The 21,945-nt window shown below is 39.1% G+C and carries 25 protein-coding genes and 1 pseudogene; 14 read left to right on the top strand and 12 right to left on the bottom strand.

What is annotated here, in order from left to right; genetic code table 11:
* Positions 1 to 46: helix-turn-helix domain-containing protein (locus IM322_RS23570; RefSeq protein WP_353737480.1), on the bottom strand; the 46-nt coding region annotated here is incomplete at its 3' end.
* Positions 47 to 395: 349 nt separating this feature from the next.
* On the opposite strand from IM322_RS23570, the gene IM322_RS20720 reads away from it, so the two are divergent.
* The 9 genes from IM322_RS20720 to IM322_RS20680 all read left to right on the top strand — a co-directional run bounded on the left by IM322_RS20720 (position 396) and on the right by IM322_RS20680 (position 8,279).
* On the top strand, positions 396 to 3,611 hold the full coding sequence (locus tag IM322_RS20720) for a GUN4 domain-containing protein (protein ID WP_287676327.1): 3,216 nt from the start codon (positions 396 to 398) through the stop codon (positions 3,609 to 3,611).
* A gap of 173 nt (positions 3,612 to 3,784) precedes the next feature.
* A complete protein-coding gene (locus IM322_RS20715; protein WP_287676326.1) occupies positions 3,785 to 4,426 on the top strand; it encodes a hypothetical protein in 642 nt (213 codons plus the stop codon).
* 94 nt (positions 4,427 to 4,520) lie between these two features.
* A complete protein-coding gene (locus IM322_RS20710) occupies positions 4,521 to 5,069 on the top strand; it encodes a hypothetical protein (RefSeq protein ID WP_287676325.1) in 549 nt (182 codons plus the stop codon).
* 135 nt (positions 5,070 to 5,204) lie between these two features.
* A complete protein-coding gene (locus IM322_RS20705; RefSeq protein WP_287676324.1) occupies positions 5,205 to 5,729 on the top strand; it encodes a hypothetical protein in 525 nt (174 codons plus the stop codon).
* Positions 5,730 to 5,916: 187 nt separating this feature from the next.
* Complete coding sequence (locus IM322_RS20700) at positions 5,917 to 6,138, top strand: hypothetical protein (protein ID WP_199273218.1); 222 nt, start codon at positions 5,917 to 5,919, stop codon at positions 6,136 to 6,138.
* Positions 6,139 to 6,140: 2 nt separating this feature from the next.
* Complete coding sequence (locus IM322_RS20695) at positions 6,141 to 6,572, top strand: putative toxin-antitoxin system toxin component, PIN family (protein WP_158201404.1); 432 nt, start codon at positions 6,141 to 6,143, stop codon at positions 6,570 to 6,572.
* Positions 6,573 to 6,908: 336 nt separating this feature from the next.
* Positions 6,909 to 7,217, top strand: coding sequence for a hypothetical protein (locus IM322_RS20690; RefSeq protein WP_287676323.1), 309 nt, complete (start codon positions 6,909 to 6,911; stop codon positions 7,215 to 7,217).
* A complete protein-coding gene (locus IM322_RS20685) occupies positions 7,214 to 7,594 on the top strand; it encodes a toxin-antitoxin system TumE family protein (protein ID WP_158201406.1) in 381 nt (126 codons plus the stop codon). Before IM322_RS20690 ends, IM322_RS20685 begins: the two co-directional genes overlap by 4 nt.
* Before the next feature lie 157 nt (positions 7,595 to 7,751).
* Positions 7,752 to 8,279, top strand: coding sequence for a hypothetical protein (locus tag IM322_RS20680; protein ID WP_287676322.1), 528 nt, complete (start codon positions 7,752 to 7,754; stop codon positions 8,277 to 8,279).
* Positions 8,280 to 8,502: 223 nt separating this feature from the next.
* On the opposite strand, the gene IM322_RS20675 is transcribed toward IM322_RS20680, so the two are convergent.
* From IM322_RS20675 to IM322_RS20660, 4 genes are all read right to left on the bottom strand, one after another.
* Positions 8,503 to 8,847 (bottom strand): HepT-like ribonuclease domain-containing protein, encoded by a 345-nt coding sequence (locus tag IM322_RS20675; RefSeq protein ID WP_287676321.1) that lies wholly within the window; start codon positions 8,845 to 8,847, stop codon positions 8,503 to 8,505.
* Positions 8,837 to 9,145 (bottom strand): nucleotidyltransferase family protein, encoded by a 309-nt coding sequence (locus tag IM322_RS20670; RefSeq protein WP_287078125.1) that lies wholly within the window; start codon positions 9,143 to 9,145, stop codon positions 8,837 to 8,839. The genes IM322_RS20675 and IM322_RS20670 overlap by 11 nt, the downstream gene beginning before the upstream one ends.
* Before the next feature lie 263 nt (positions 9,146 to 9,408).
* Entirely contained in the window at positions 9,409 to 9,801 is a 393-nt protein-coding gene (locus tag IM322_RS20665; RefSeq protein WP_287676329.1) for a DUF5615 family PIN-like protein, read from the bottom strand.
* Positions 9,801 to 10,172: a DUF433 domain-containing protein gene (locus IM322_RS20660; RefSeq protein ID WP_286825745.1), complete on the bottom strand. Its 372-nt coding sequence runs from the start codon at positions 10,170 to 10,172 to the stop codon at positions 9,801 to 9,803. The genes IM322_RS20665 and IM322_RS20660 overlap by 1 nt, the downstream gene beginning before the upstream one ends.
* Before the next feature lie 259 nt (positions 10,173 to 10,431).
* On the opposite strand from IM322_RS20660, the gene IM322_RS20655 reads away from it, so the two are divergent.
* The 4 genes from IM322_RS20655 (at position 10,432) to IM322_RS20640 (ending at position 13,070) form a co-directional block, all read left to right on the top strand.
* Complete coding sequence (locus IM322_RS20655; protein ID WP_287676320.1) at positions 10,432 to 11,055, top strand: hypothetical protein; 624 nt, start codon at positions 10,432 to 10,434, stop codon at positions 11,053 to 11,055.
* Between the two features lie 751 nt (positions 11,056 to 11,806).
* Positions 11,807 to 12,334, top strand: a complete 528-nt coding sequence (locus IM322_RS20650) for a pentapeptide repeat-containing protein (RefSeq protein WP_287676319.1) — start codon at positions 11,807 to 11,809, stop codon at positions 12,332 to 12,334.
* A gap of 45 nt (positions 12,335 to 12,379) precedes the next feature.
* Entirely contained in the window at positions 12,380 to 12,733 is a 354-nt protein-coding gene (locus IM322_RS20645) for a DUF433 domain-containing protein (RefSeq protein WP_287676328.1), read from the top strand.
* On the top strand, positions 12,708 to 13,070 hold the full coding sequence (locus IM322_RS20640; RefSeq protein ID WP_287676318.1) for a DUF5615 family PIN-like protein: 363 nt from the start codon (positions 12,708 to 12,710) through the stop codon (positions 13,068 to 13,070). The genes IM322_RS20645 and IM322_RS20640 overlap by 26 nt, the downstream gene beginning before the upstream one ends.
* 347 nt (positions 13,071 to 13,417) lie before the next feature.
* Here IM322_RS20640 and IM322_RS20635 read toward each other — a convergent pair.
* The 7 genes and pseudogenes from IM322_RS20635 to IM322_RS20605 all read right to left on the bottom strand — a co-directional run.
* A pseudogene (locus IM322_RS20635) lies at positions 13,418 to 13,999 on the bottom strand (rhomboid family intramembrane serine protease); the annotation flags it as partial.
* 215 nt (positions 14,000 to 14,214) lie between these two features.
* Positions 14,215 to 14,442, bottom strand: a complete 228-nt coding sequence (locus IM322_RS20630) for a hypothetical protein (protein WP_287676317.1) — start codon at positions 14,440 to 14,442, stop codon at positions 14,215 to 14,217.
* Positions 14,429 to 14,680 carry a hypothetical protein gene (locus tag IM322_RS20625; protein WP_286825748.1) on the bottom strand — a complete coding sequence of 84 codons (252 nt, stop codon included), beginning with the start codon at positions 14,678 to 14,680 and terminating at the stop codon, positions 14,429 to 14,431. Before IM322_RS20625 ends, IM322_RS20630 begins: the two co-directional genes overlap by 14 nt.
* Positions 14,681 to 14,940: 260 nt before the next feature.
* The gene (locus IM322_RS20620; protein WP_016514371.1) at positions 14,941 to 15,426 is read right to left on the bottom strand and encodes a crossover junction endodeoxyribonuclease RuvC; all 486 of its coding nucleotides are present in this window, start codon (positions 15,424 to 15,426) and stop codon (positions 14,941 to 14,943) included.
* Between the two features lie 3 nt (positions 15,427 to 15,429).
* A complete protein-coding gene (gene wecB, locus IM322_RS20615; protein ID WP_286825749.1) occupies positions 15,430 to 16,533 on the bottom strand; it encodes a non-hydrolyzing UDP-N-acetylglucosamine 2-epimerase in 1,104 nt (367 codons plus the stop codon).
* A 142-nt stretch (positions 16,534 to 16,675) separates the two neighbouring features.
* Positions 16,676 to 18,007, bottom strand: coding sequence for an MlaD family protein (locus IM322_RS20610; RefSeq protein ID WP_286825750.1), 1,332 nt, complete (start codon positions 18,005 to 18,007; stop codon positions 16,676 to 16,678).
* Between the two features lie 46 nt (positions 18,008 to 18,053).
* Positions 18,054 to 18,836: an ABC transporter ATP-binding protein gene (locus IM322_RS20605; protein WP_287078128.1), complete on the bottom strand. Its 783-nt coding sequence runs from the start codon at positions 18,834 to 18,836 to the stop codon at positions 18,054 to 18,056.
* 212 nt (positions 18,837 to 19,048) lie between these two features.
* Here IM322_RS20605 and IM322_RS20600 point away from each other — a divergent pair, with 212 nt between their 5' ends.
* Complete coding sequence (locus IM322_RS20600) at positions 19,049 to 21,619, top strand: TIGR03960 family B12-binding radical SAM protein (RefSeq protein ID WP_287676316.1); 2,571 nt, start codon at positions 19,049 to 19,051, stop codon at positions 21,617 to 21,619.
* The last annotated feature ends 326 nt before the right edge of the window (positions 21,620 to 21,945 follow it).

Genomic DNA, 21,945 nt, shown 5'->3' with positions numbered 1-21,945 from the left:
CTTGTTCGGGTGTGGGGTAAAATCGGAACCAATAGGCTTTCTCCATGTCTTACATTCTAGCATATATCGTGTAAATGCGCTAGTATTTAACAGTAAAGCCGTCGTAGAACGACGGGGTTTCAGACCCAAAATTTTCGATGACACTTGCCCCTAAGTACAGTTGGCCAAAACCGCGCGCACTTGTCGAGAATGCCTCTACTTTCTCAGGAGAAATTCTGTCTAAGCAAGTAATCTCGGTGAACCAAGAATCCCCAAGACTTTAGGCTGGGGAGTGTTAAAAAATTGTTATGGCTAGGGGATCTTTAAGATTGCTTCGAGGGCTTTGGTGATACAATGAGCCGTTAACTAGCTATCTCTCGGTGGCATGGAGAGCCAAATTGTCAGGAGGTCGAAGCGTGAAAACTCGGTTGCGTTGGTTTTGGGTGGCTTTAGGGGCATTTCTTGCAATTATTGGCGAGGAATTCTTGAGAAAGCTGCTGGCACTCTCTCTCTGTGGCGTTTTTCTGTTGAGTTACTGTCTGCCTGATGCTAAATATAGCGCTTCTGTCGTGGCTCAAACTCCACAACCGGCTATTGGGCAATCTCAAACAGAGCAGAAAATTGATAATTATTTTAGCCCCATTCAACCAGATGGTACACCCAAATTAGGGATCGATCGCTGGTGGGCAACCGCAGGAGTAGATAAGGAAATTACAGTTAATTGGACGGTAGAGATTAGGGAAAAAGGCGATTATTACTTAAATTTTCCTGTATCAAAAATTAACAAGAACACTAAAGTCATTGTTTTAGATTCATCGAATAATGTCTTAAACACAATTAAAACTCCTATTGCACCTGCTTATTCAGGCTTAACAGTATGGCGGTTAAAAAAAGAGGATAAAGATCAGGATTTAGAAGCAGGTGTTTATACGTTAAGAATTGAGAATTTTTCTGTTCCTGTAGAGCCAGTTGTGGAAGAAGTAAAATTGGCATTAGGAACAATAAAAACCACTCCTTTGAGGACTGACGGTTTTGGCTATGATTATCAATTTAATATGACAAACGAGCTAAAAACTCTTTTTATTACTGATAGTCAAGAAGTTAATCAAAAATATCTAATTAAGGTCAAGGAAAAATCTTATAATCCCCAAAATCAAGGTAATATCTTTACAGAATATGTAGCAAAAAAAGAATTATCCAAATCGCAATTGATTAACTATTTTACTCCCATTTTAAGCTTTGAACCAAAAGACGAAGCTCAATTCCCTCTAGATGTCAATCGCACGACTTGGGAAAAATCTAAATCTAAGAAAAGCCAATTATTACCAAAAGGCGATTCCCAAGGATTTTTGGATCTGAGTGAATTTAAAAATAAAAAGATCACGGACACTAAATTTGCTAAAATTTATGCTTCTGTTGTTGAAAAGGAATGGCAAGATCAAAAATCTAAGCAAAGAATTAGCGAACTAGCCATTAACTATTATTTTCACTATTCCCAGAGTAATTGGAAAGATCATGGTGGATTCAATAATCATGAAGGAGACTGGGAAGGCATTACATTATTCTTACGAAAGGACGTTGATAATAGATATTATCCCTGTCGGATTGCCTTTGCACAGCACGTCAGCTTTGCTAGGGATATTCTTGATTTTCTGAAAAAAGTTCTTGGTGAAATACCATTTTTAGATGACTTGACTAAAGGAAAACTAGAAGAATGGAAAGGAGGTCAAGTTGTTGAATGGTCGAATCTAAAACTTAGGCTTGGTGATGATATATATAATGTCACAAATGTGGCACAAAATCCCACCAAAACCCAAATCTATCAGCCGGTGGTCTATGTGGGTTTGGGAGGTCATGCGAGTTATCCAGATGGAGGTTCAACGAATTATAAAATACAAAATCCCAATCAAATCGGTTCTACGTCTCACGGTACAGGAATTGAATATCATCGCGGTGGAAATGACATTAACTTAAGAGGTAAAGTTGAATATTTACCGCGTGTTGGTAAGGGGATTAATACTAAAGAAATACAAGGAAAAGAATGGTTGCTCTATCCTGGAACTTGGGGGAATCCGAAAAATTGTAGTAATTTAACATGGCCAATAGATATGGGTTGTCCCAGCGCACCTCAAGGACCTGTATTTATAGATGTCAAGTTAGTGGGTATAGGTTCCCGAAGTGAAGGATTAGGACAACGTTGGTTAGATCCTTGGGAATGGTCAAAAAACTTTGAAGGTGCTAATAAGATTAAAGATTGTCCGCCGCCTCAAGAAGAACCCAAACCAGAACCCACCCCCGATATTCCCCGTAAACCGGACGGAAATACAGGCATTATTTATGGAGACCCTCATATTGTCACCTTTGATGGCTTACGCAATAGTTTTCAAGCGGTAGGCGAGTTTATTCTGGCGAAATCTGAACGAGGAGATTTTGAAGTACAAGGTCGTTTTAAGGGGGTGGGAGATAATGCTTCTTTACCCTCAGCAGTAGCCATCAAAGCGGGTGGTGAACGAATTGGAATTTATCAAGGAAAGCTCAAAATTAATGCTCGAAATGTTAATGAAGCTAGTTTTCCCATTGTGCTTGAAGGTGGTGCAAGGGTAGATAAAAATGGGGGTGAATATAGAATCATCGCCCCCACCGGGGAATGGGTAGAAGTGTCAGGAAGTTCGGTCTTAACGATTAAGGTGACAGTCCCCAAATCTCGACTCTCAAAGATGTATGGTCTCCTCGGCAACTACAATAATAACCCAAACGATGATATGAAAACTCGCCAAGGAAAGGTTGTCGGTATTAATCCTAATTACGATCAACTGTACAAGGAGTATGGCAATAGTTGGCGTATTCCTCAGCCAGAGTCTTTATTTGCTTATGAAGTCGGGGAAACTACAGCAACTTTTACGAATTTGAATTTCCCGAAAAAGGTGTTGACTTTAGCGGATTTTACGACGCAACAGAAACAGGAAGCGGAAAGGGTTTGTCGTACCGCAGGGGTGACTGCTTCTGCTATGTTAGAATCCTGTATGTTTGATGTGTTGGTGACAGGCGATCGATCTTTTGCTAATGTTTCTGCTTATGTTCAGTCAGAGGTTAAGGTGACAGCAAATGTTACGCCAATAATCTCGGCAATCACTGAAACACTAAAGCCAAAACCTGCGGTTCCTTCCAAGCTAATTTCATCAGCTACAGGCATAAATTATAGGAAGTTGAGAGATTTGTTAAAAGCAGGAAATTGGAGAGTCGCAAATACTGAAACAATAAGATTAACGTTTAGTGCGGTATCTGGCATTTCAATCCCGAGATCTAGTTCTCCATTAAATGTCTGGGCACAATTTCCCTGTGAGGATCTACGTATTATCAATCAACTTTGGTCACACTACAGTAACGGTAAGTTTGGCTTCAACGTTCAGAGAAAAATTTATGAGAGTCTTGGTAGCACAGAAAAATATAATCAAGCAGTGATGAAAGAATTCCACATTCGTATCGGACGAACAATAAAAGGAGGATTTGGGGAACCTAGAGACCTGATTGACGAAAATATTACCCCTGCTACCCCTGTAGGACACCTACCCGGATTTCAAGGGGGTTGGGGAATAAAACATATAATTTTACGTCTGGAGTGTAACTTATAGAATTTAAAAAATTCAGGTGATTTTGTAATCTTAGTGCGATCGCTGATCTTGTAGGTTGGGTTGAGGAACGAAACCCAACACAACTAACGGTTACTTTTTTTAACGTCAACTCAACTACTCAACTGTCAACAAAAATGTTTCAATTTAATTAAGTTTTCTCAGAGGACAAAACCATGAAACTACCTAACTCCCAAAATCTGTTAATTGCTTCCTTATTAGGATTGTCAGCGCTTTTTGCTGGTTCTTATCCCTTGGTTAAAGCACAATCAGTAAAAAATATTCCTTTTGAAGTTTGCTTTAACTCAGATAGTTTTGTTAGACCAAGTAGAGAAGAATATACCAAATTCATCAAACAAGACGAATACTTAAGCTATAGAGTTAACACTTATTTGGGTAACATTTCTAATTTATTTGATAATTATAATGATTATTGGAGCGCAGATATTCTTTTTTTTAGTTCTTATTATGGTCTTAGTGGAGGAAAGGACATGGAAATCTTTTCGGGAATTGAGTATATAAGAAGGCGCGATAAAAATGCAGGTTTAGGTATAGGCAGATGCTGGGATAGATTCGCCGAAACAAATGGGTATGGCAAACCAAACTCACACAACGAAGTTAGATTAATTAAGTATAAATTAAGACAAATCAGATGGGTAAACAATAAATATATTTTCGTCGTGGAGCCTCGTAAAACCGGATTGCAAATTCTCCACTTCCGCCAAGCTGGCCAAGATTTAGCTAATCCCATTGAAGTTATAGATACAAAAGGTCGCTTTTTAGGCAAGTGTCAATCTACTTGTCAACTCAAAAAGTAATTCGAGATAATGAAAGCACTTAAACGTCAACTCAAATACTCAACTGCTAACAAAAACGTTTGATTTTAATTAAGTTTTCTCAGAGGACAAAGCCATGAAACTATTTAACTCCCAAAATCTTTTAAGTGCTTCCTTATGTTCCTTATTAGGATTGTTAACGCTTTTTGCTGGTTCCTATCCTTTGGTTAAAGCACAATCAGAACCAAAGCCAGGCTGTCAAGCTACTGTTGATAAAATTCTTCAAGAAATTCGTTCTAAAGGGGTTAGAAGAGTTGAATTTAGTGTTTCTAAGGGAACGGCTAATAGTTATAGGACAGGAAATCCAACAACCAGAACTGATGTATTAGATGTTGTTCTAATCGATGATGTAGGTGCTACTACAAGTAATGGAATTGCCATCGGTAATATTTTCGCATCACCAAAGCTTTTAAATAATTGGGCTAACCAAATCGTTAAAAACTGTAGCAATACAGCTATAGTAAGTTTTGGGATATCGCAATCAGATATAAGTATAAATTATTATATTCAACAAGATGGTACAACTATAAAAGAAAAATGCTCTCAACTAGACAATACCTCGGAACCCATTCCTTGGGGATATGGTACCATACCGCATTGCCTCACATCGGAAAACACAAAATAATCAAGTAGATTTCAAGCTATGTAGCGTGGGTTGAGGAACGAAACCCAACACAACCAACGGTTACTTTTTTTAACGTCAATTCAACTGTCAACAAAAATGTTTCATTTTAAGTAAGTTTCCTCAGAGGACAAAACCATGAAACCACTTAACTCCCAAAATCTGTTAATTGCTTCCTTATTAGGATTGTCAACGCTTTTTGCTGGTTTTTATCCTTTGGTTAAAGCACAATCAGAACCAAAGCTAGGCTGTCAAGCTACTGTCAATAAAGTCCTTGAAGAAATTAGCTCAAAGGGAGTTAGAAGAACTTGGTTTAAGCTTTATAAGGGAAGAGCTAATGAAAATAACACGGGTAATCCAACTAACAGAACAGACGAGTTAGAAATAATTTTAAGTGCTTGGGATTTTACTAAAAAACCTACTTTTGATTCTCGAAGTCAATCCATTATTGATAATATCATGGGTTCTAAAAGTTTATTGAAAAGTTGGGCAGATAGAATTGTCGCTAATTGTAGCAATACAGCGATAGTTGGTTTTGGTAATGATCAATCAGATTGGGGTGAAGATTACTACATTCAATCTGATGGAACGACAAAATTAAATAAGTGTGTTCCTGCTGGGACACACGGACTATTACCTTGGGGGGTTTCACCCTGCCTATGAAAATATAGCGGTATTCAGTAAGTTTTAGCATATAATAAGTCTAGGCGCGTAGCTTTAGTTAAGGTACGAAACCCAACAATTACCGCCTATTGAACTTAACGTCTAGTTTCGCATAACCAAGATCCTCATCATACTTGATATAATGAGATTACAGACTGTTTTTATTCAACTAAGAGACATGAAATCTATGATAACAATACCTATAACCCTAGAACAACTCATTTCTGTCATTCAACAATTACAGCCCAGTGAGCGTACAAAAATAGCCAAAGCTTTAATTGAAGTAGAGCTACAGTCAGATTTAAAAGCTTTAATTACAGAACTCTATAATCAAGATCCAGTAGATGAAGTTACCGATAATGATATTATGCAAGAAATTCAAGCTGTACGTCAAGCAAAAATTAAATAAACATGACATTACGAGTAGTTATTGATACGAATATTTGGATTCGTATTTTGCTAAAAGGACGAGTTACACTACCCATACTAGAAGCATTTAATGAGAAAAACTTTCAACTAATTATCAGTCAAGTTCTTTTCGATGAATTTCATGAAGTTTGGAATCGACCTAGACTCAAAAAATATATTGACATCAATCAAGCTTTACGACTAGAAAAACAGTTAAGAAGTCGCTCAATCTGGGTTGAAACCAAAACGATTCCTCCTCATTGCCGAGATCCTAAAGACTTACCTATTTTATCTACAGCTATTGATGGAGAAGCAAATATTATTGTATCTGGAGATGATGATTTACGGGCTGATGAAGAATTAAGAAGAGCAATGCAACTATATAGCATCAAATTGTTAGGTGTTAATTCTTTCTTAGAATGTTTAACAGAATAAATGTGATCGCCTATTTTATAATGATAATGCGATCGCTGATATTTTAGATATATTAACAGAGTGCGATCGCTGATCTTGTAGGTTGGGTTAAGGCACGAAACCTAACATAACCGACGATTACTTTTTTAACGTCAACCTAACTACTCAACTGCCAACAAAAATGTTTCATTTTAATTAAGTTTTCTCAGAGGACAAAACCATGAAACTACTTATGATATTATGGAATATGTAGCCGCCCAATATCCGCCAAATTCATTCGTGGTCTTTTCAACTTAACCAATGAGCAAATCAAGGATGTGATCGCCATTCTGGTAATTTAGCTGATGAGGTAAACTAATGTTAGATTTTCACCTATCTGTTCAACCCAAAACCGAACAGCGATTAAAAATAATTTTAAGTTCTGTAGAAGATGAAGAAAGTTTTGCTCAAAGTATTATTGATGATCAGATAGTAAGATTGCAAAGAGCAATTTTAAATTTAAGATTAGACTTAAGAGTTTTTGAGCAGAAATATCAGATAACATCTGAAAAATTTTATCAAGAATTTTCTCAAGGTATCTTAGCGGATGAAGAAGATTTTATGATTTGGGCTGGATTGTGTGAAATGCTCGGACAAAATGAAATTCAACTTCAAAAGTTAAGATGATTGAAGCCTATTTTTTGCAAATCGAAACAATCCTTCAATCCTTTCCTAATATACGCTTTGTTTCGCTAACAAAAAAAATTTACAATACGAATCAAGGTTATATTAGTGTTTCAATTATTTTTGAAAACAATCATCGTCTAGATTTTATTGAAGTAAAAAATACTGATGTAAAAGCCAAAATAAAATATCGTTATCATTATATGGATGAGCATCAAGTAATGATTTTTCGTTATGATAATGCTCCTCACCATACCGAAATTAAAACTTTTCCGCATCATAAACATGAGATTGAGGGCGTTAAGGCAAGTCCAGAGCCAACTCTTGACGATGTACTTTTGGAAATTGCCCAAAAACAAAGGGACTTATCGTCTTTATGATCAGCTTCGATTGGATTAGCCGAAGTTCGATCGCAGCTCTTGTAGTTGAGGAACGAAACCCAACACAACCAACAGTTACTTTTTTAACGTCAACTCAACTACTCAACTGCAAACAAAAATGTTTCATTTTAATTAAGTTTCCTCAGAGGACAAAACCATGAAACTACTTAACTCCCAAAATCTCTTAATTGCTTCCTTATTAGGATTGTCAACGGTTTTAGCTAATTCCTATCCTTTGGTTAAAGCACAATCAGAACCAAAGCTAGGCTGTCAAGCTACTGTTGATAAAATCCTTCAAGAAATTCGTTCAAAGGGAGTTAGAAGGGTTAAGTTTGAAATTTATAAAGGAGTAGCCAATGAAGATAGAACAGGAAATCCAACAAATAAAACTGATGTATTAGCTATTGTTTTGAGTTCTTATTACAGTGAAACTCGTACTAATAGTGATTCCAGAAGTCAATACATTATTGACAATATCATGAACTCTACAACTTTAATGAAAAGTTTTGCGGATAAAATTGTTGTCAATTGTAGTAATACAGCGATAGTTTCATTTGGAATGGATGGGTCAGATTGGGTTAAAAGTTACTACATTCAGTCTGATGGAACGACAAAATTGAATAAATGTGTTAAACCAGAAAATGCACCTAATCCTCTTCCTTGGGGATTATCAATATGTCTATAAAATTATGACGAAGTGTAACTTTTCCTTATCATCTTAAAAGATAAAACCATGAAAATCAAATTTAACCTGACTCAAATATTCTATACTTTCAGCTTACTAGCTTTGATAACTAGCCAACAAATAGAAGGTAGCATTTTAGAGTAATTTAAGTCAAAATAGAGTGTTGAACAACATAACTTGCATTATGGACATTACTATTCACTTTGGTAAACAATGAATACTCCTATTTAATTTCACGCTCTAAAATCAATTCAACAGTCTTATAAAGTGGTTCAATTTTTGTTGCGATGATATCCCAAACAATCTTAGGATTAACCATAAAGTAACCATGAGCAATAATATCCCTTAAACCACCAATTTTTCGCCATGCAGTCTCAGGATATTTTCGCCTAATCTCATCAGGAATTTGCTTAGCTGCTTCGCCAATAATTTGCAAATTATGAACGACTGCATCAAAAGTTTTATTATCCTCAATTAAATCATCATAGTTCATCCCTGCTGTATAATCTTGAATTTTTTGAATACTACTCAAAATATCAGTTAAATAAAGCCTCAGATCACGAGACATAAACCGTTTCCTCTAAAATACGTTCTCGAATCTGGGGTTTAATATCTTCCTTGATTACTAAATCAATTTTGCGCTTAAATAAATCCTCAAGTAAAAATTTTAAATCCATATAATTATCAAAAGTTACATCTCCTTTAAATTCTACCAATAAATCTAGATCACTATTAGCTGTCGCTTCACCCCTAACAAAAGAACCAAAAACTCCTAAACTTTTAACTTGATATTTTAACTTTAGACTCTCTAGGTAGCTTTTCAAAACATCAAAGATTTGTTCAAAATCAGATTTGTTTGTTGTCATTTTAATCTCCAGGAAATATTCTCGAAATTACTTAAAAATTAACCTAAATTTTGATGAGTGCGATCGCTGCTCTTGTAGGTTAGGTTAAGGCACGAAACCCAACACAACCAATGGTTACTTTTTTTACGTCAACCTAACTACTGGATTGTTCCTACTAAATAAGGCAATAGAAAATCTCGCGCTTAGATTGCTTCGCTATCGCTCGTAATGACAATCATAATGTACTATTTTAGCTGAAACAGTCCACTAGAAGATGGCGATCTTTAGGGAATAAAAATTCGACCGACTCCCATGTAGTTGTCGAGATCAAACAAAATCTCAATCAGACGAGTGGCACAGTTTTGCCGATAGCGGCCCTCATCAAATCGATCAGGATTCCCAATTGTCAAAATTGGTAAGGAAGTTGGCGTATTCTCTTCCCGTATTGTCTGTTCTAGAGAATCGTCTCCCTTCATATTCCGATTCGCTGTAATCAAAATCATCTGGTTGGTTTGGGCAAATTGCCAAACGACGCGATCGCTACTATCCATCGGCAACCCAACTTCCTGAAAGGTGAAGAAGCGGATGGTTAATAGGTCAAGCCATCCTTCAGCCGAAAGAGTTCCCCAGAACAAAACAGCATCACCTGTTAAGTTGTAATCAATTAAGAAATTCATCATTCGGCTTCAATCCGGGCTTTCCAGGCTTGAAGTTTGGCACGCAGGGCTTCCTGACCTGGCTTTGGGGGCATCGCTGCGATCTTGGCAAATCGTTCACGATTTCGCTCTTCCCAATATTGCCGAATCTCCGCAGCTGTTTGCAGGCATTCTTGGTATTCTGCTTCAACCTCAGCGCGATGGGTATCAATATATTCTAGGGCTAAACGAATCTGCTCATCATTAAGACCGAGTTTTTCACGGATCAGCTTGGATGGGTAATGAGCCTTCCGATAGTCCATTACGTCATAAAGAGTGATGCGTGTACCTGAAATGGTCAATCCACGCTCTGTACGAATGATTGTTGCTTGCCCACCTGATGCCAGAGTCATATCGAATGCTCCTACAAGATTAACTCCATGATACCTGATAAAAAGCTCAAGCTAGATTCAGGATACTGGACTGTTTCAGCTAAAATGAGGCAAGAGAAAATCTCGCGATTAGATTGCTTCGCTATCGCTCGCAATGACAATCATAATGTACTATTTTAGCTGAAACAGGGTGTAGGTTGGCTTAATGTGCGAAACCCAACACAACCAACAGTTAACAAAAACGTTTGATTTTAATTAAGTTTTCTCAGAGGACAAAGCCATGAAACTATTTAACTCCCAAAATCTTTTAAGTGCTTCCTTATTAGGATTGTCAACGCTTTTTGCTGGTTCCTTTCCTTTGGTTAAAGCACAATCAGTAAAAAATGTTCCTTTTGAAGTTTGCTTTAATTCAGATACTTTTGTCAGACCAAGTGCAAGAGAACAAATTAACCTAATAAGAAGAAATAGTCATAGAATTGGTACTAATACAACCGATGCAGAAATACTTAATGATGGACGTTGGAAAAGTGATATATTAACTTTTTCAGAATATTATGGAGCCAGCGGAGGAGGAGATTTAATCTTATTTTCAGGGGTTTGGTCTGTGGATGGAATATACAAATGCTCCGATAAATTCGCTGAAACCAATTCAATAGGAAGACCTAATCCACAAACTCAAGTCAGATTGTTTAAGTATAAACTCAAACAAATTAAATGGACAAACAATAAATATATTTTTGTAGTAGAACCTCGTAGTAAGGGACTGCAAATTCTTCACTATCGCAAAACTCAGCAACATTTAGCATCAAAGAAACCTTTTCCGATTGTAGTCATAGATATAAAGGGTAATACTTTAGGGAAATGTGGCACTGTTTATTATTGTGAATTTCAACTTAAAAAATAAAGAACAACAGCGTGTAGGTTTGATTAAGGCACAAAACCCAACACAACCAAAGGTTACTTTTTTTAACGCCAACTCAACCTTCAATCGCTTGAGCCGTGCTTTGATAACTGATACCACCTGTCAAGCCCCATTATATCTGTTGAAGTTTTTGCTTGTGTCAATCAAAGCGGCGATCGCCTTATAATATCTGGTAGCCATTTTGGGGATTTGGTGCGTTACTGCGGCGAAAAAACCCGATCCCTCCTCCCCAAAGACGTAGAAGAGAGCGGCTACTCCGAGAGAGCGGTATCCATCGTCTCAGTCTTGAGTGGAATGTACCGTCATTCCCATCGGATGGTGGTTTGTACGATGTCCGACTTATTTGGGGTGAAGATGTCTCTGGGGACAGTCAATCGTCTGAGAAAGGAAGGAAGTGAGGCACTATCAGCCCTCTGTGGCGGAAGCCGAAGCCTACATCCAAGCCGCGCCGATAGTGGGAGCCGACGAGACGGGATTCGGACAAGGAAATGCCGATGGGCTCTCATCCCCAGTCCAAGAGAGCCTGGTGGTTGTGGGTGGCCGTCACCCCATCGGTCAGCTTCTTTCAAGTCAAGCTGTCGCGCTCTAGTGCAGCGGCTCAAGCAGGGAATGAGATTTGGATGGTAGCAGGGAATCATAAAATTTTGCTATTATCTTGAATATTTTAGGAAAATTCTGTGTTACGATAGTCCGTTGGTTATCCCGTTTTCAAGTTGATTGAGGTGGAACAGTTATGAAATTAACTACTCTTTTTTCAATTTTTATCCTATCTTGTGTTAGTTTAGCTAATCCTAGCCGTGCTGAAAATCCCGATCACGTCAAGAAATTTAAGCAAACCAAACAATGTCCAGGATGTGATCTCAGTGGGGCTGATTTAAGTGGTTTAAATTTAAGACAAGCGAATTTACAAGGTGCGGATTTGAGTGGTGTTAATCTAAGTCGTTCTGATTTGACAAAAGCAAATTTAAGTAATGCAATTTTGACTGGAGCTTCTTTCGGAGGTTATGTAAGCGAGACTAAGTTAATAGGAGCAAATTTATCTAATGCAAGACTTAACAGTGCCGATCTTAGTTTTGCACAATTAATGGATGCTAATTTAAGAGGAGCAAGTTTGATGAATGCTAATATAAGAAGGGCTAATTTTACAGGTGCAGATGTTACAGATACTAATTTTACGGGTGCAAAATGTAGTGATGGTAATTACCAAGATTACACTGCACCAGATGGAAGTACCAGTACAGCATGGTGTACAAGAAATTAGGCAAGCTTATTTTTTAGATTCAGTACAGCTTCGGTAAATTTTATGATGCAACTCGAAGACTATTTTAACTTTCTAGCCCCTAATGACATTCGGTTAAAAGGAACAAGAATTGGTATTGAAACCATTCTCTATGACTATATTTATCATGCCAAAACACCTGAAGAAATTGCTAAAACTTACTCATCTTTGAGCTTAGAACAAGTTTATGCAACAATTCTGTACTATTTGCATGAGCAAGAAAAAATAACCAATTACTTAACCGAATGGATCGAACATGGAGAAAGAATGAGAGAAATACAAGAACAAAATCCTCCTCCTGTTGCAGAAAAATTGAGAAAGTTAAGGCAACAAAGAAAAGCAATCAAACAAGCAAATGAGTCTGAAATATCTCTTAGATGAAAATGTTGATCCTCTCTATGCGACTCAACTAAGAAGACTCAAGCCTGATTTAGTTATTAGAGTGATTGGAGAACCTGTTACACCAGATAAAGGAACATTAGATCCTGAAATTCTCTGCTGGTGTGAAGAAAATAATTTTATTCTGGTAACAAATAATCGGACTTCTATGCCCGTACATTTAGCAGATCATCTACAAAATCATCGTCATATTCCTGGTATTTTTATTCTGAATCCTAATTTGAGTATTGGGGAAAATATAGATGAGTTAATTATGGCGGCTGAAGCTTCATTTGATAATGAGTATCAAGACCGAATTGATTATCTTCCTTTACCTTGAATCTGTTTGACTTAAGCATGATATAATTACCGCCATCAACGATCTTCATTATTTTGCCGTTGTTGTTCTTCCCAATCGCGCTGTTCTTGTTCTTTCCACTGGCGATATCGTTCTTCTGCTTCTACACGATCACGATGACGCGCCTCTGCGTGACCCGCTTGAGGAATTGTATCTTTCTGCTCCCCTGATGTGCTTGAAGATCCTCCAGCTATTGCACAAGCGATAAAACCAATGACTCCCAATATGAAATTGATGAAATTATCACCAGTCAATAGCCAATTTACAAACCAAAAAGTGATAAAAATAAAGAAAAATAGACGAAAAAACACACTTCTCATGGCTCTTCCTTTTTCTTGAGCAATGAACTCAGCCGCTAAAGTGCCAGTTAAAAATCCAGATAGCAAGTGAGAAATTTGTTGCCCATATATAAAAACAAAAACTAAAAAAATTGAAAGGTAAACATATAAAAAATTGACCAGAAAGCCATCCTTATCATAATTTGGATCAAAATTACTCTGACCTCCTAACGCTAAAAATCCTAGATAGCCAAAAATCAGGCTACTCAACCCAATCTGAGGAGTGTTAGTCGGGGCGAAGATCCAAATCCCCAATCCTCCAACAATCATAGTGATGATAGTAACAATCCAAAAATCACGTATTTTTAATCGCATCACCAACCAGCTACAAATAACAAACCCTATAGTACCGACAATAAGATCTTTGAAACCACCATGTAAAAACGGGGCGAATAAAATCCCTCTTAACCCAAAAGGCCAAGAACGAGGAATAATGCCATATTGATTTAATTGATGATCAAAAACAAATTGGTTTAAAATTTCTACAATCCAGAAAATAGCGACAAAAACACCTATAATCGTCATTTTTGTCTTTAAGTGACCAGTCATGAGATGATTAGTTCTTCTTGCCATATACTTTTTGAGGGAGAAAACTCTAGTCATTCCCCATTATAGTTCAGACACTGAGCCAGACAACATTAACTTGCACCATCAATACTCCTGTAGGCACAATTACCGCCACCGATGCCGATAATAACCCCTTAACCTACAGTGCGATCGCTGATCTTGTAGGTTGGGCCCGTTGTGGGTAAACAATAAATATATTTTCGTCACAGAAAGCTCATGATTCATGGATGATAAGCCGTAATAACCAGACTTCTATCGTCACTATAAATTGCTTCAACACGACGAAAACTAGAATGATTCCACCAAACTTTAATTCTATTTCCCTTGGCTGGAGCAGACCCAACAACGGTATAACCGGCATTGAACATCAATTGTTCAAAAACTTCTGCTGGCATTGTTTTAGATGAAATGGGAGAAAGACCATCAATTTGATGCTTATCGAGGGTCATAACTCCCTTTATAGGTTGTAAAAATTTGATAACCAGGTAAAACTAAGCTGATACCAGCAAAACTATGTATTGTTCCTGGATAACTTTCTTCTGCATCACTACCCCCCAATCGCCAACAAAAAGAACCCAACCAAATATAAAAGCCTGGAATCAGTGCGTCCATAGAATAGGCAATATCTTTTAACTGAGGGTTAACTCCGTTTGATGATCGCTTTTTTTCGGAAACTTTTATTTTCATTATTTTAAACTTATACTCATTTAAGAACTATACCATATTTTTGTTAGCATTGACGATGACAATTATCACAATGTCCACACTTAAACCCTTTGGTGTGATCGCTGATATGGTAGGTTGGGTTGGGGAAGGAAACCCAACGCTAATCAAAGATATTTGAAGGCCTTATTATCTTCAACCGTCCCATCGAACTAAGACAGTCCAAGCTTAAAAATGGCTTTTAGTTGTCAGCTAAATTTTTGGGCCAATTTCGTCAAATTACTTCAAGAAATTTGATTGCGAACGCCACTGAAAGCGGCATAGGCGATCGCTATAGCATCTACAGCATCATTAATGGGCATTTTTGTCAATCCGAATAAATACTTAATTTGTTCGGCCACCTCAGCTTTAGTGGCCTTACCATGGCCGAGATGACATTTCCAACTAGCTTGATGGAGGAAAATCGGTTCAATTCCCCCATCGCGACAGCTAACTAGATTGATAATTCCTAAGGCTTGCAGGACTCCACCGGCTGCCTTGATTTGCCGGTTAAAAAAGGGCATTTCCACGGCAATTTCTCCCGGTTTATATTCTGCGATTAACTCCTTTAAATCCCGTTCAATTTCGATCAAACGCTGGGCAGTAGAGAGATTTTTAGAAGTTTCGATCGTGCCGTAATCGACTAAAATCGGCATTAACTCACTATTATCCCGGAGAATAGCCCAACCGACAATCGCTAATCCGGGGTCGATACCCAACCAAGTAGTCATAGATTAAGCCAAAAAATCTTGGACGATTTGGAGGATTCTTTGGGATGCTTGTCCATCTCCAAAAGGATTAATTGCATTAGCCATACGAGCATAGGCGATTTTATCCCCTAATAATTCTCCCGCTTCTGCTAAAATTTGCTCTGGATTTGTCCCAATTAATTTCGCTGTTCCCGCTTGTACTGCTTCTGGTCTTTCCGTGGTTTCTCGCAATACTAAAACCGGTTTTCCTAAACTAGGGGCTTCTTCTTGAATGCCGCCGGAATCAGTTAATAATAAATAACAGCGTTGAATCGCCCCCACTAACTCGGCATAATCGAGAGGTTCAGTTAAAAATACCCTGGGATGATTGCCCAAAGCGGACTGAATTGGTTCTCGGACGGTGGGATTGCGATGGAGGGGTAATAATAGGGCTGTATCGGCATATTTTTCTAACAACAAAGTAAATCCTTTGATAATATCCTGTAGGGGTTCGCCCCAATTTTCCCGGCGGTGAACCGTGGCTAATAAAACCCGATAATCTGACCAATTTAAGCCCGCAATTTGACATTCTGGGGCGGTTTTGGCTACGGTTAATAAAGCATCAATAACCGTATTGCCGGTGTGGTGAATATTTCCTGTCACCCCGGATTTTTGTAAATTTTCCACGGCTAAAGTAGTGGGAGCAAAATGCAGGGTAGTCAGTTGAGAAATTAGGCGACGATTAGCTTCTTCGGGATAGGGATTATAGATATCATTAGTTCTTAATCCTGCCTCCACATGGGCGATAGGAATTTGTTGATAAAAAGCCGCTAAAGCAGCAGCAAAAGCCGTGGTAGTATCACCTTGCACAATAATTAAATCTGGTTTTATACGCTCAAAAACCGTTTCTAAACCCCGTAAACTGCGGCAAGTAATATCAGTTAAAGTTTGATGGGTTTGCATAATATCCAGATTTTCATCTGCTTTTAAAGCAAATAATTCCATCACCTGCGCTACCATTTCTTTATGCTGTCCCGTCAGAATTACATGGGTTTGAAACTGTTCCGATTCTTGAAAAGTACGAATAACGGGAGCTAATTTAATCGCTTCGGGACGAGTTCCAAGAGTAATACAAATTGATTTCAACATATTATTATCAGTTATCAGTTATCAGTTATTAGTTATCAGATGTGAGTTATCAGTTATCAGTTATTAGTTATCAGATGTGAGTTTTCAGTTCACTGATTACTGTTTACTGTTTACTGAAAATCGCTTGAATTGTGCTGTTTTGTCATTTTTCACTCGTTTGAGGTTGTTGAACGATAAATTGGTGATAGAGTTGCATTTGCTTAGGATTTAAAGGTCGAGAGATGGTCAAAACTTTTTGTTTAGCTAACTCTTGAGTCATGGTATCCAAAGTTTGAGCGATACGCAAATTATATTCTAATTCTTCCCCAGAAGAAAGCAGATTACTTAAGCCATCAATTAAACGTCTTAAATTCTCGCGAAATTGGGGATCACCAATTAACTCATCGATATCGGAGGTGATTTTTTGAGTATTTTCAAAAGTCACCCTAGCGGATTCGAGAGTTTTTTGCAGTACGACAATTGTAGCAGGATCGTTAATAGTTTTAGTAATTTCTCGTAAATTATTCGATGTTTCCACCGCATTATTCAAAATAGTCTCGATATTTTCCATGACTTGTTTAGTATCAATTTCATCTAAACCTGCATTCAACCTCAGGGCGGTATTATTGAGATTATTAGCGAGACTACCAATACCTAAACTAGCTTGATTAATATTATCGAGAGTATTAACAATTTGTCCCCGATTTTCGCTGAGAACAGCATTGAGATTAGCGACTAATTGGGAAGATTGTTGAAAAGTCCTGCTGATTTGACTGCGATTTTCCTGAACGGTATTATCTAAAGTATTGACAAAACGGGAGGCATTATTAGCCGTATTAGTGACCGAGCGACTGGTGGTAGCTAATTCCAAAGATAGACGAGAGATTTCTCTTTGGGCATTACGGATAGTCTGGGAGGTATCATCGGATAAACGGGCGATTTTTTGAGCTGCTATAGCGGTATTTTTGGTGACATCATTGAGATTACCCACAAATTCAGGACTGGTAAAAGTATCCACTAAACGACCAACACTAGACATTAATTGTGTTCCTGTTGTCCCCTGTAAACGAGTATTATTACAGAGAATTAACTGTTGATCACAGTCGGGACTCAGAGGGTCGAGATTTTTGGCCTCAGCACTTAAAGAAACTAAGGGAGTGATATCGATGGCTGCCTCCCCAATTAATCCGGAAAGATTGGTAGTAACAGTTACCTTCCTAGGCATAACTAAATTAGCAGAAGCTATCTCGGCAATAACCTCCACTTGATTACTCCCTGGGATAAAACTCGTAATTCTTCCCACTCTCACCCCGCGAAAACGTACCGGCGCCCCGACTTGTAACCCTTCCACGTCGGCAAACTCGAAGATTAATTGATAGGTTCTTTGACCAAATCCCCCCCCGCGAACCCAGATAGCGAGCGCCCCAAAGACCAATAATCCGCCTAGGGCAAACAAACCTAGTCTTCCTTCCCGTAAAGCTCGCGAACTCTGCATGATTTTTCTCTCATTCTCGATAGTTCTTAATTTAGCTTAATCTAGCTTAAACGATTGTCCTAATCGGGCCTTCAATGCTGGCGCTAAAAAATTGCCGGATCATGGGATGATCGGTACGATCGATATCTGCCACTAATCCCTGCCATTGCACTTTTCCCTGATAGAGAAATACTACTCGATCGGCGGTGCGTCGGATGGTACTTTGTTGGTGAGAAACCATCACATAAGTGTTCGCAGACCCTGATTTTTCATGGAGAGTCCGCACTAGATCCTCGATAATTGTGGAAGCTATCGGGTCTAATCCAGCGGTAGGTTCATCATACAGCAGTAATTCGGGATTATCGGCCTGATTATCGGGATTAGTGATAATAGCGCGGGCAAAAGCCACCCGTTTACGCATTCCCCCCGATAGTTCCGAGGGATAAAGGTCACTAATTCCCTGTAAACCGACCATTTCCAGGCTTTTTTCCACTAATTCCCTAATTATGGCTTTTTTTAAATTAGTTTGTTCATAAAGATAAAAACCGACATTTTCCCCGACGGTGAGAGAATCAAACAGGGCCGTTTGCTGAAAAACTAAGGAAGTTCGCATCGCTTCCCGACCATCTTCTAGCAATCCCTGACGCAATTGGCCTTTAATATAAATTTCTCCGGCATTTATCCCCGTTAATCCCGCAATTAACCGTAAAACCGTTGATTTTCCCGTTCCCGATGGCCCGATAATTACCAGGGCCTCCCCTCGATAAATGGTTAAATCTAAACCGTCGAGAATAACATTATCCCCGAATCTTTTCGATACTCCTCTCAATTCAATTAACGGTTCTTTCATGAAATCAAGATTAATGTCGCTTAATTATCTTATAACCTCTGGAATTTTAGGGAGACGGGGAAGTGGGGTGTATTTTCAGTGAACAGTAAACAGTAAACAGTAAACAGTAATCAGTGAACTGAAAACTGATAACTGATAACTGATAACTGACTCGATTCTGGCTGCTATAGTAGAAAAGCACCCATTGCTGACGATATCTGAGGTAGATTGCCGTGACTATTGCTTTAGACCAACTACTCACCCCCGACATTTTTCGACCAGCGCGTTATTTGGGCAACGAGTTAGGTGCTAAACATAAAGAATGGACAAGTGCTGTGGTTCGTTGGGTGCTAACCTATCCGGAAGTGTACGAAGTGGGGGCATCTAACCTCGGCCATATTATCCTCTACAATATCCTCAATGCACAACCCCGCCAACTCTGCGATCGCACTTATTTACCCGCAGCGGATTTAGCCCAAAAACTCAAACAGACAAAAACCCCCTTATTTGCCCTAGAATCCCGTCGCTTCCTCACAGATTTTGATATTCTGGGTTTTAGTCTCAGTTACGAGCTAGGAGCTACCAATATTTTAGAAATGCTCGACTTAGCGGCAATTCCCTTAACTTGGAGAGAAAGAGACTCAGGTAACTATCCGCTAATTTTTGCTGGGGGACAAACTGCCACCTCTAACCCCGAACCCTATGCCGACTTTTTTGATTTTATCGCCCTTGGTGATGGCGAAGAATTATTGCCAGAAATCGGTTTAATTTTAGAAGAAGGTAAACTAGCTAATCTAAGCAAAGAAGAACTATTACTAGATTTAGCCCAAATTCCGGGGGTATATGTCCCGCGTTTCTACCATGTCACCCCAGTGGGTGCAGTTATCCCCAATCGTGACGATGTACCGAAAAGAATTTTACGCCGGGTAGCCACTCCTATCCCAGCCTATTCTATCGGTTTAGTTCCCTTCGTGGAAACGGTTCACGATCGCCTGGTGGTGGAAATTCGTCGCGGTTGCACTAGGGGATGTCGTTTCTGTCAACCGGGGATGTTAACCCGTCCTGCGCGGGATGTGCAACCGGAAGCAGTAATCGAATCGATTGAAAAAGGAATGCGAGCGACGGGATATAACGAATTTTCCTTATTATCTCTCAGTTGCTCCGATTATCTAGCGTTACCTGCTGTGGGTATGGAGATTAAAAACCGTCTCCAGAATGAGAATATCTCTCTATCGTTACCCAGTCAAAGAGTCGATCGCTTTGACGAAAATATTGCTAACATAATTGGGGGCAATCGTCAATCAGGTTTAACCTTTGCACCGGAAGCGGGAACCCAACGAATGCGCGATGTGATTAACAAAGGGTTAACCAACGAAGAATTACTCAGAGGGATAAAAACTGCCGTCGAACAGGGTTGGGATAAGGTTAAACTCTATTTTATGATTGGGTTGCCAGGAGAAACCGATGTCGATGTGATTGGTATCGCGGAAACCCTGCGTTGGTTGCGTCGGGAATGTCGTTTACCGAAGCGGAAACCCCTCGATTTTACCCTAACTATCTCTAATTTTACGCCTAAACCCCATACCCCCTTCCAGTGGCATTCCGTCTCGACGGCCGAATTTATCCGCAAACAGGAGTTATTAAGACAGGAATTCCAAGGCATGAGAGGGGTAAAAGTCAATTATACCGATGTCCGCATCTCGGCTATGGAAGATTTTATCGGTCGCGGTGACAGAAGTTTAGGTAAAGTGGTGCTGCGCGCTTGGCAATTGGGAGCCGGGATGGATGCTTGGTGGGATAATACAGAAAAAGCCTATCAAGCATGGTCACAGGCGATCGAAGAATCCGGTTTAACTTGGAAATATCGTCAGATAGAACAGGGAGAATGGCATATTTTTGCCGATGCAGACAAAGATATTTTAGAGCGTCCTTTGCCTTGGGATCATCTGGATACCGGTATCGATAAAAAATGGCTCCAGGAGGACTTAAAACGCGCCCTAGACGCGGCAACAGTCCCCGATTGTTCTTTTGAAGGTTGTTCCCATTGTGGCGTTTGTAGCCTCGATTTTGGCCATAATATCGTTATTGAAGCGCCTCCGATTCCCGCTTTTGCCGGACATTTTCAACCCAATCAAGAACGCGCTCAAAGAATTCGGGTTTGGTTTGGCAAAATTGGCGAAATGGCCCTAGTTAGCCACTTGGATCTGGTGCGTTTATTTGATCGCGTCGTCCGTCGCGCTGCTATTCCCATTTCCTTTACCGGTGGATTTCACCCTGGTCCGCGCATTTCGATCGCAAATGCCTTATCCTTGGGAGCAACCAGTAGCGGTGAGATTGTCGATTTTGAATTGACAAAAGTGATGGATTTAGAGAGGTTTAAACAGCAATTAAGCGCACAATTACCCGCAGATTTACCAGTTTATCAGGTGGAAGAAATTCCCTTAAATGCCCCCGCTGCCACCCGTTTGTTAGAAAAAGCTGAGTATTTGCTCACTTTTAACAGTGAGGGAATTGACTGCCAACAATGGCAAAATTGGATCGAGGCAATTAAGCAAGCAACGGTGATGGAACGGGAAAAAACCACCAAATCCGGCAAAAAAGTCACAATTAATCTGCGAGAACAATTATATGAATTAGAGTTAAAAACTGTTGACAAGGAAGCCGTTTTGTGCTATGTGGGCAGTTGTCGCAATGATGGCACTTTACTACAGCCCGATCATATCGTCGAGATGTTAGAAAGGGTTTCTGGACAGGAAATTTCGCTGCTTAATTGCCATCGTCAGTGCTTGATTTTAGGAACTTAACCATCGTAAACTGTTCTCCTTGACTCTCTATTTTTCTGACTAACCCCAGAGAGGGTGCATCCCACATTTGCAGCAATACCGACAATCAGCGGGGGGTGCATCCCACATTTGCAGCAATACCGACAATCAGCAATTATCAGTGACTCTTAAATTAGTACAAAAATATGAACAATCGCGTGTAAGCATCTCACAGTTAAGCTAATGCGCGGGGGGTTTGGGTAGGGTTGATTCATTTAAATTAAGTACAGCGGATTTTGAGTCAATAAATTTGACTGAAGATTCTCAAGTTTATCTTTCTCTAACCAAAAGCGTTAGTCACAATAACT

The organism is Microcystis sp. M109S1 (genome assembly GCF_020247025.1).
GTDB lineage: Bacteria > Cyanobacteriota > Cyanobacteriia > Cyanobacteriales > Microcystaceae > Microcystis.
Note: the sequence above shows the minus strand (reverse complement) of the source record. Positions and strands in the feature narration are given on the sequence as shown.

What these genes read in the sequence shown, in the direction of transcription:
- IM322_RS20715 (WP_287676326.1), top strand. Translation starts at nt 3,785, where the DNA reads ATGAAACTACCTAACTCCCAAAATCTGTTAATTGCTTCCTTATTAGGA.
- IM322_RS20710 (WP_287676325.1), top strand. Translation starts at nt 4,521, where the DNA reads ATGAAACTATTTAACTCCCAAAATCTTTTAAGTGCTTCCTTATGTTCC.
- IM322_RS20705 (WP_287676324.1), top strand. Translation starts at nt 5,205, where the DNA reads ATGAAACCACTTAACTCCCAAAATCTGTTAATTGCTTCCTTATTAGGA.
- IM322_RS20700 (WP_199273218.1), top strand. Translation starts at nt 5,917, where the DNA reads ATGATAACAATACCTATAACCCTAGAACAACTCATTTCTGTCATTCAA.
- IM322_RS20695 (WP_158201404.1), top strand. Translation starts at nt 6,141, where the DNA reads ATGACATTACGAGTAGTTATTGATACGAATATTTGGATTCGTATTTTG.
- IM322_RS20690 (WP_287676323.1), top strand. Translation starts at nt 6,909, where the DNA reads ATGTTAGATTTTCACCTATCTGTTCAACCCAAAACCGAACAGCGATTA.
- IM322_RS20685 (WP_158201406.1), top strand. Translation starts at nt 7,214, where the DNA reads ATGATTGAAGCCTATTTTTTGCAAATCGAAACAATCCTTCAATCCTTT.
- IM322_RS20680 (WP_287676322.1), top strand. Translation starts at nt 7,752, where the DNA reads ATGAAACTACTTAACTCCCAAAATCTCTTAATTGCTTCCTTATTAGGA.
- IM322_RS20675 (WP_287676321.1), bottom strand. Translation starts at nt 8,847, where the DNA reads ATGTCTCGTGATCTGAGGCTTTATTTAACTGATATTTTGAGTAGTATT.
- IM322_RS20670 (WP_287078125.1), bottom strand. Translation starts at nt 9,145, where the DNA reads ATGACAACAAACAAATCTGATTTTGAACAAATCTTTGATGTTTTGAAA.
- IM322_RS20665 (WP_287676329.1), bottom strand. Translation starts at nt 9,801, where the DNA reads ATGAATTTCTTAATTGATTACAACTTAACAGGTGATGCTGTTTTGTTC.
- IM322_RS20660 (WP_286825745.1), bottom strand. Translation starts at nt 10,172, where the DNA reads ATGACTCTGGCATCAGGTGGGCAAGCAACAATCATTCGTACAGAGCGT.
- IM322_RS20655 (WP_287676320.1), top strand. Translation starts at nt 10,432, where the DNA reads ATGAAACTATTTAACTCCCAAAATCTTTTAAGTGCTTCCTTATTAGGA.
- IM322_RS20650 (WP_287676319.1), top strand. Translation starts at nt 11,807, where the DNA reads ATGAAATTAACTACTCTTTTTTCAATTTTTATCCTATCTTGTGTTAGT.
- IM322_RS20645 (WP_287676328.1), top strand. Translation starts at nt 12,380, where the DNA reads ATGCAACTCGAAGACTATTTTAACTTTCTAGCCCCTAATGACATTCGG.
- IM322_RS20640 (WP_287676318.1), top strand. Translation starts at nt 12,708, where the DNA reads ATGAGTCTGAAATATCTCTTAGATGAAAATGTTGATCCTCTCTATGCG.
- IM322_RS20630 (WP_287676317.1), bottom strand. Translation starts at nt 14,442, where the DNA reads ATGACCCTCGATAAGCATCAAATTGATGGTCTTTCTCCCATTTCATCT.
- IM322_RS20625 (WP_286825748.1), bottom strand. Translation starts at nt 14,680, where the DNA reads ATGAAAATAAAAGTTTCCGAAAAAAAGCGATCATCAAACGGAGTTAAC.
- IM322_RS20620 (WP_016514371.1), bottom strand. Translation starts at nt 15,426, where the DNA reads ATGACTACTTGGTTGGGTATCGACCCCGGATTAGCGATTGTCGGTTGG.
- wecB (WP_286825749.1), bottom strand. Translation starts at nt 16,533, where the DNA reads ATGTTGAAATCAATTTGTATTACTCTTGGAACTCGTCCCGAAGCGATT.
- IM322_RS20610 (WP_286825750.1), bottom strand. Translation starts at nt 18,007, where the DNA reads ATGCAGAGTTCGCGAGCTTTACGGGAAGGAAGACTAGGTTTGTTTGCC.
- IM322_RS20605 (WP_287078128.1), bottom strand. Translation starts at nt 18,836, where the DNA reads ATGAAAGAACCGTTAATTGAATTGAGAGGAGTATCGAAAAGATTCGGG.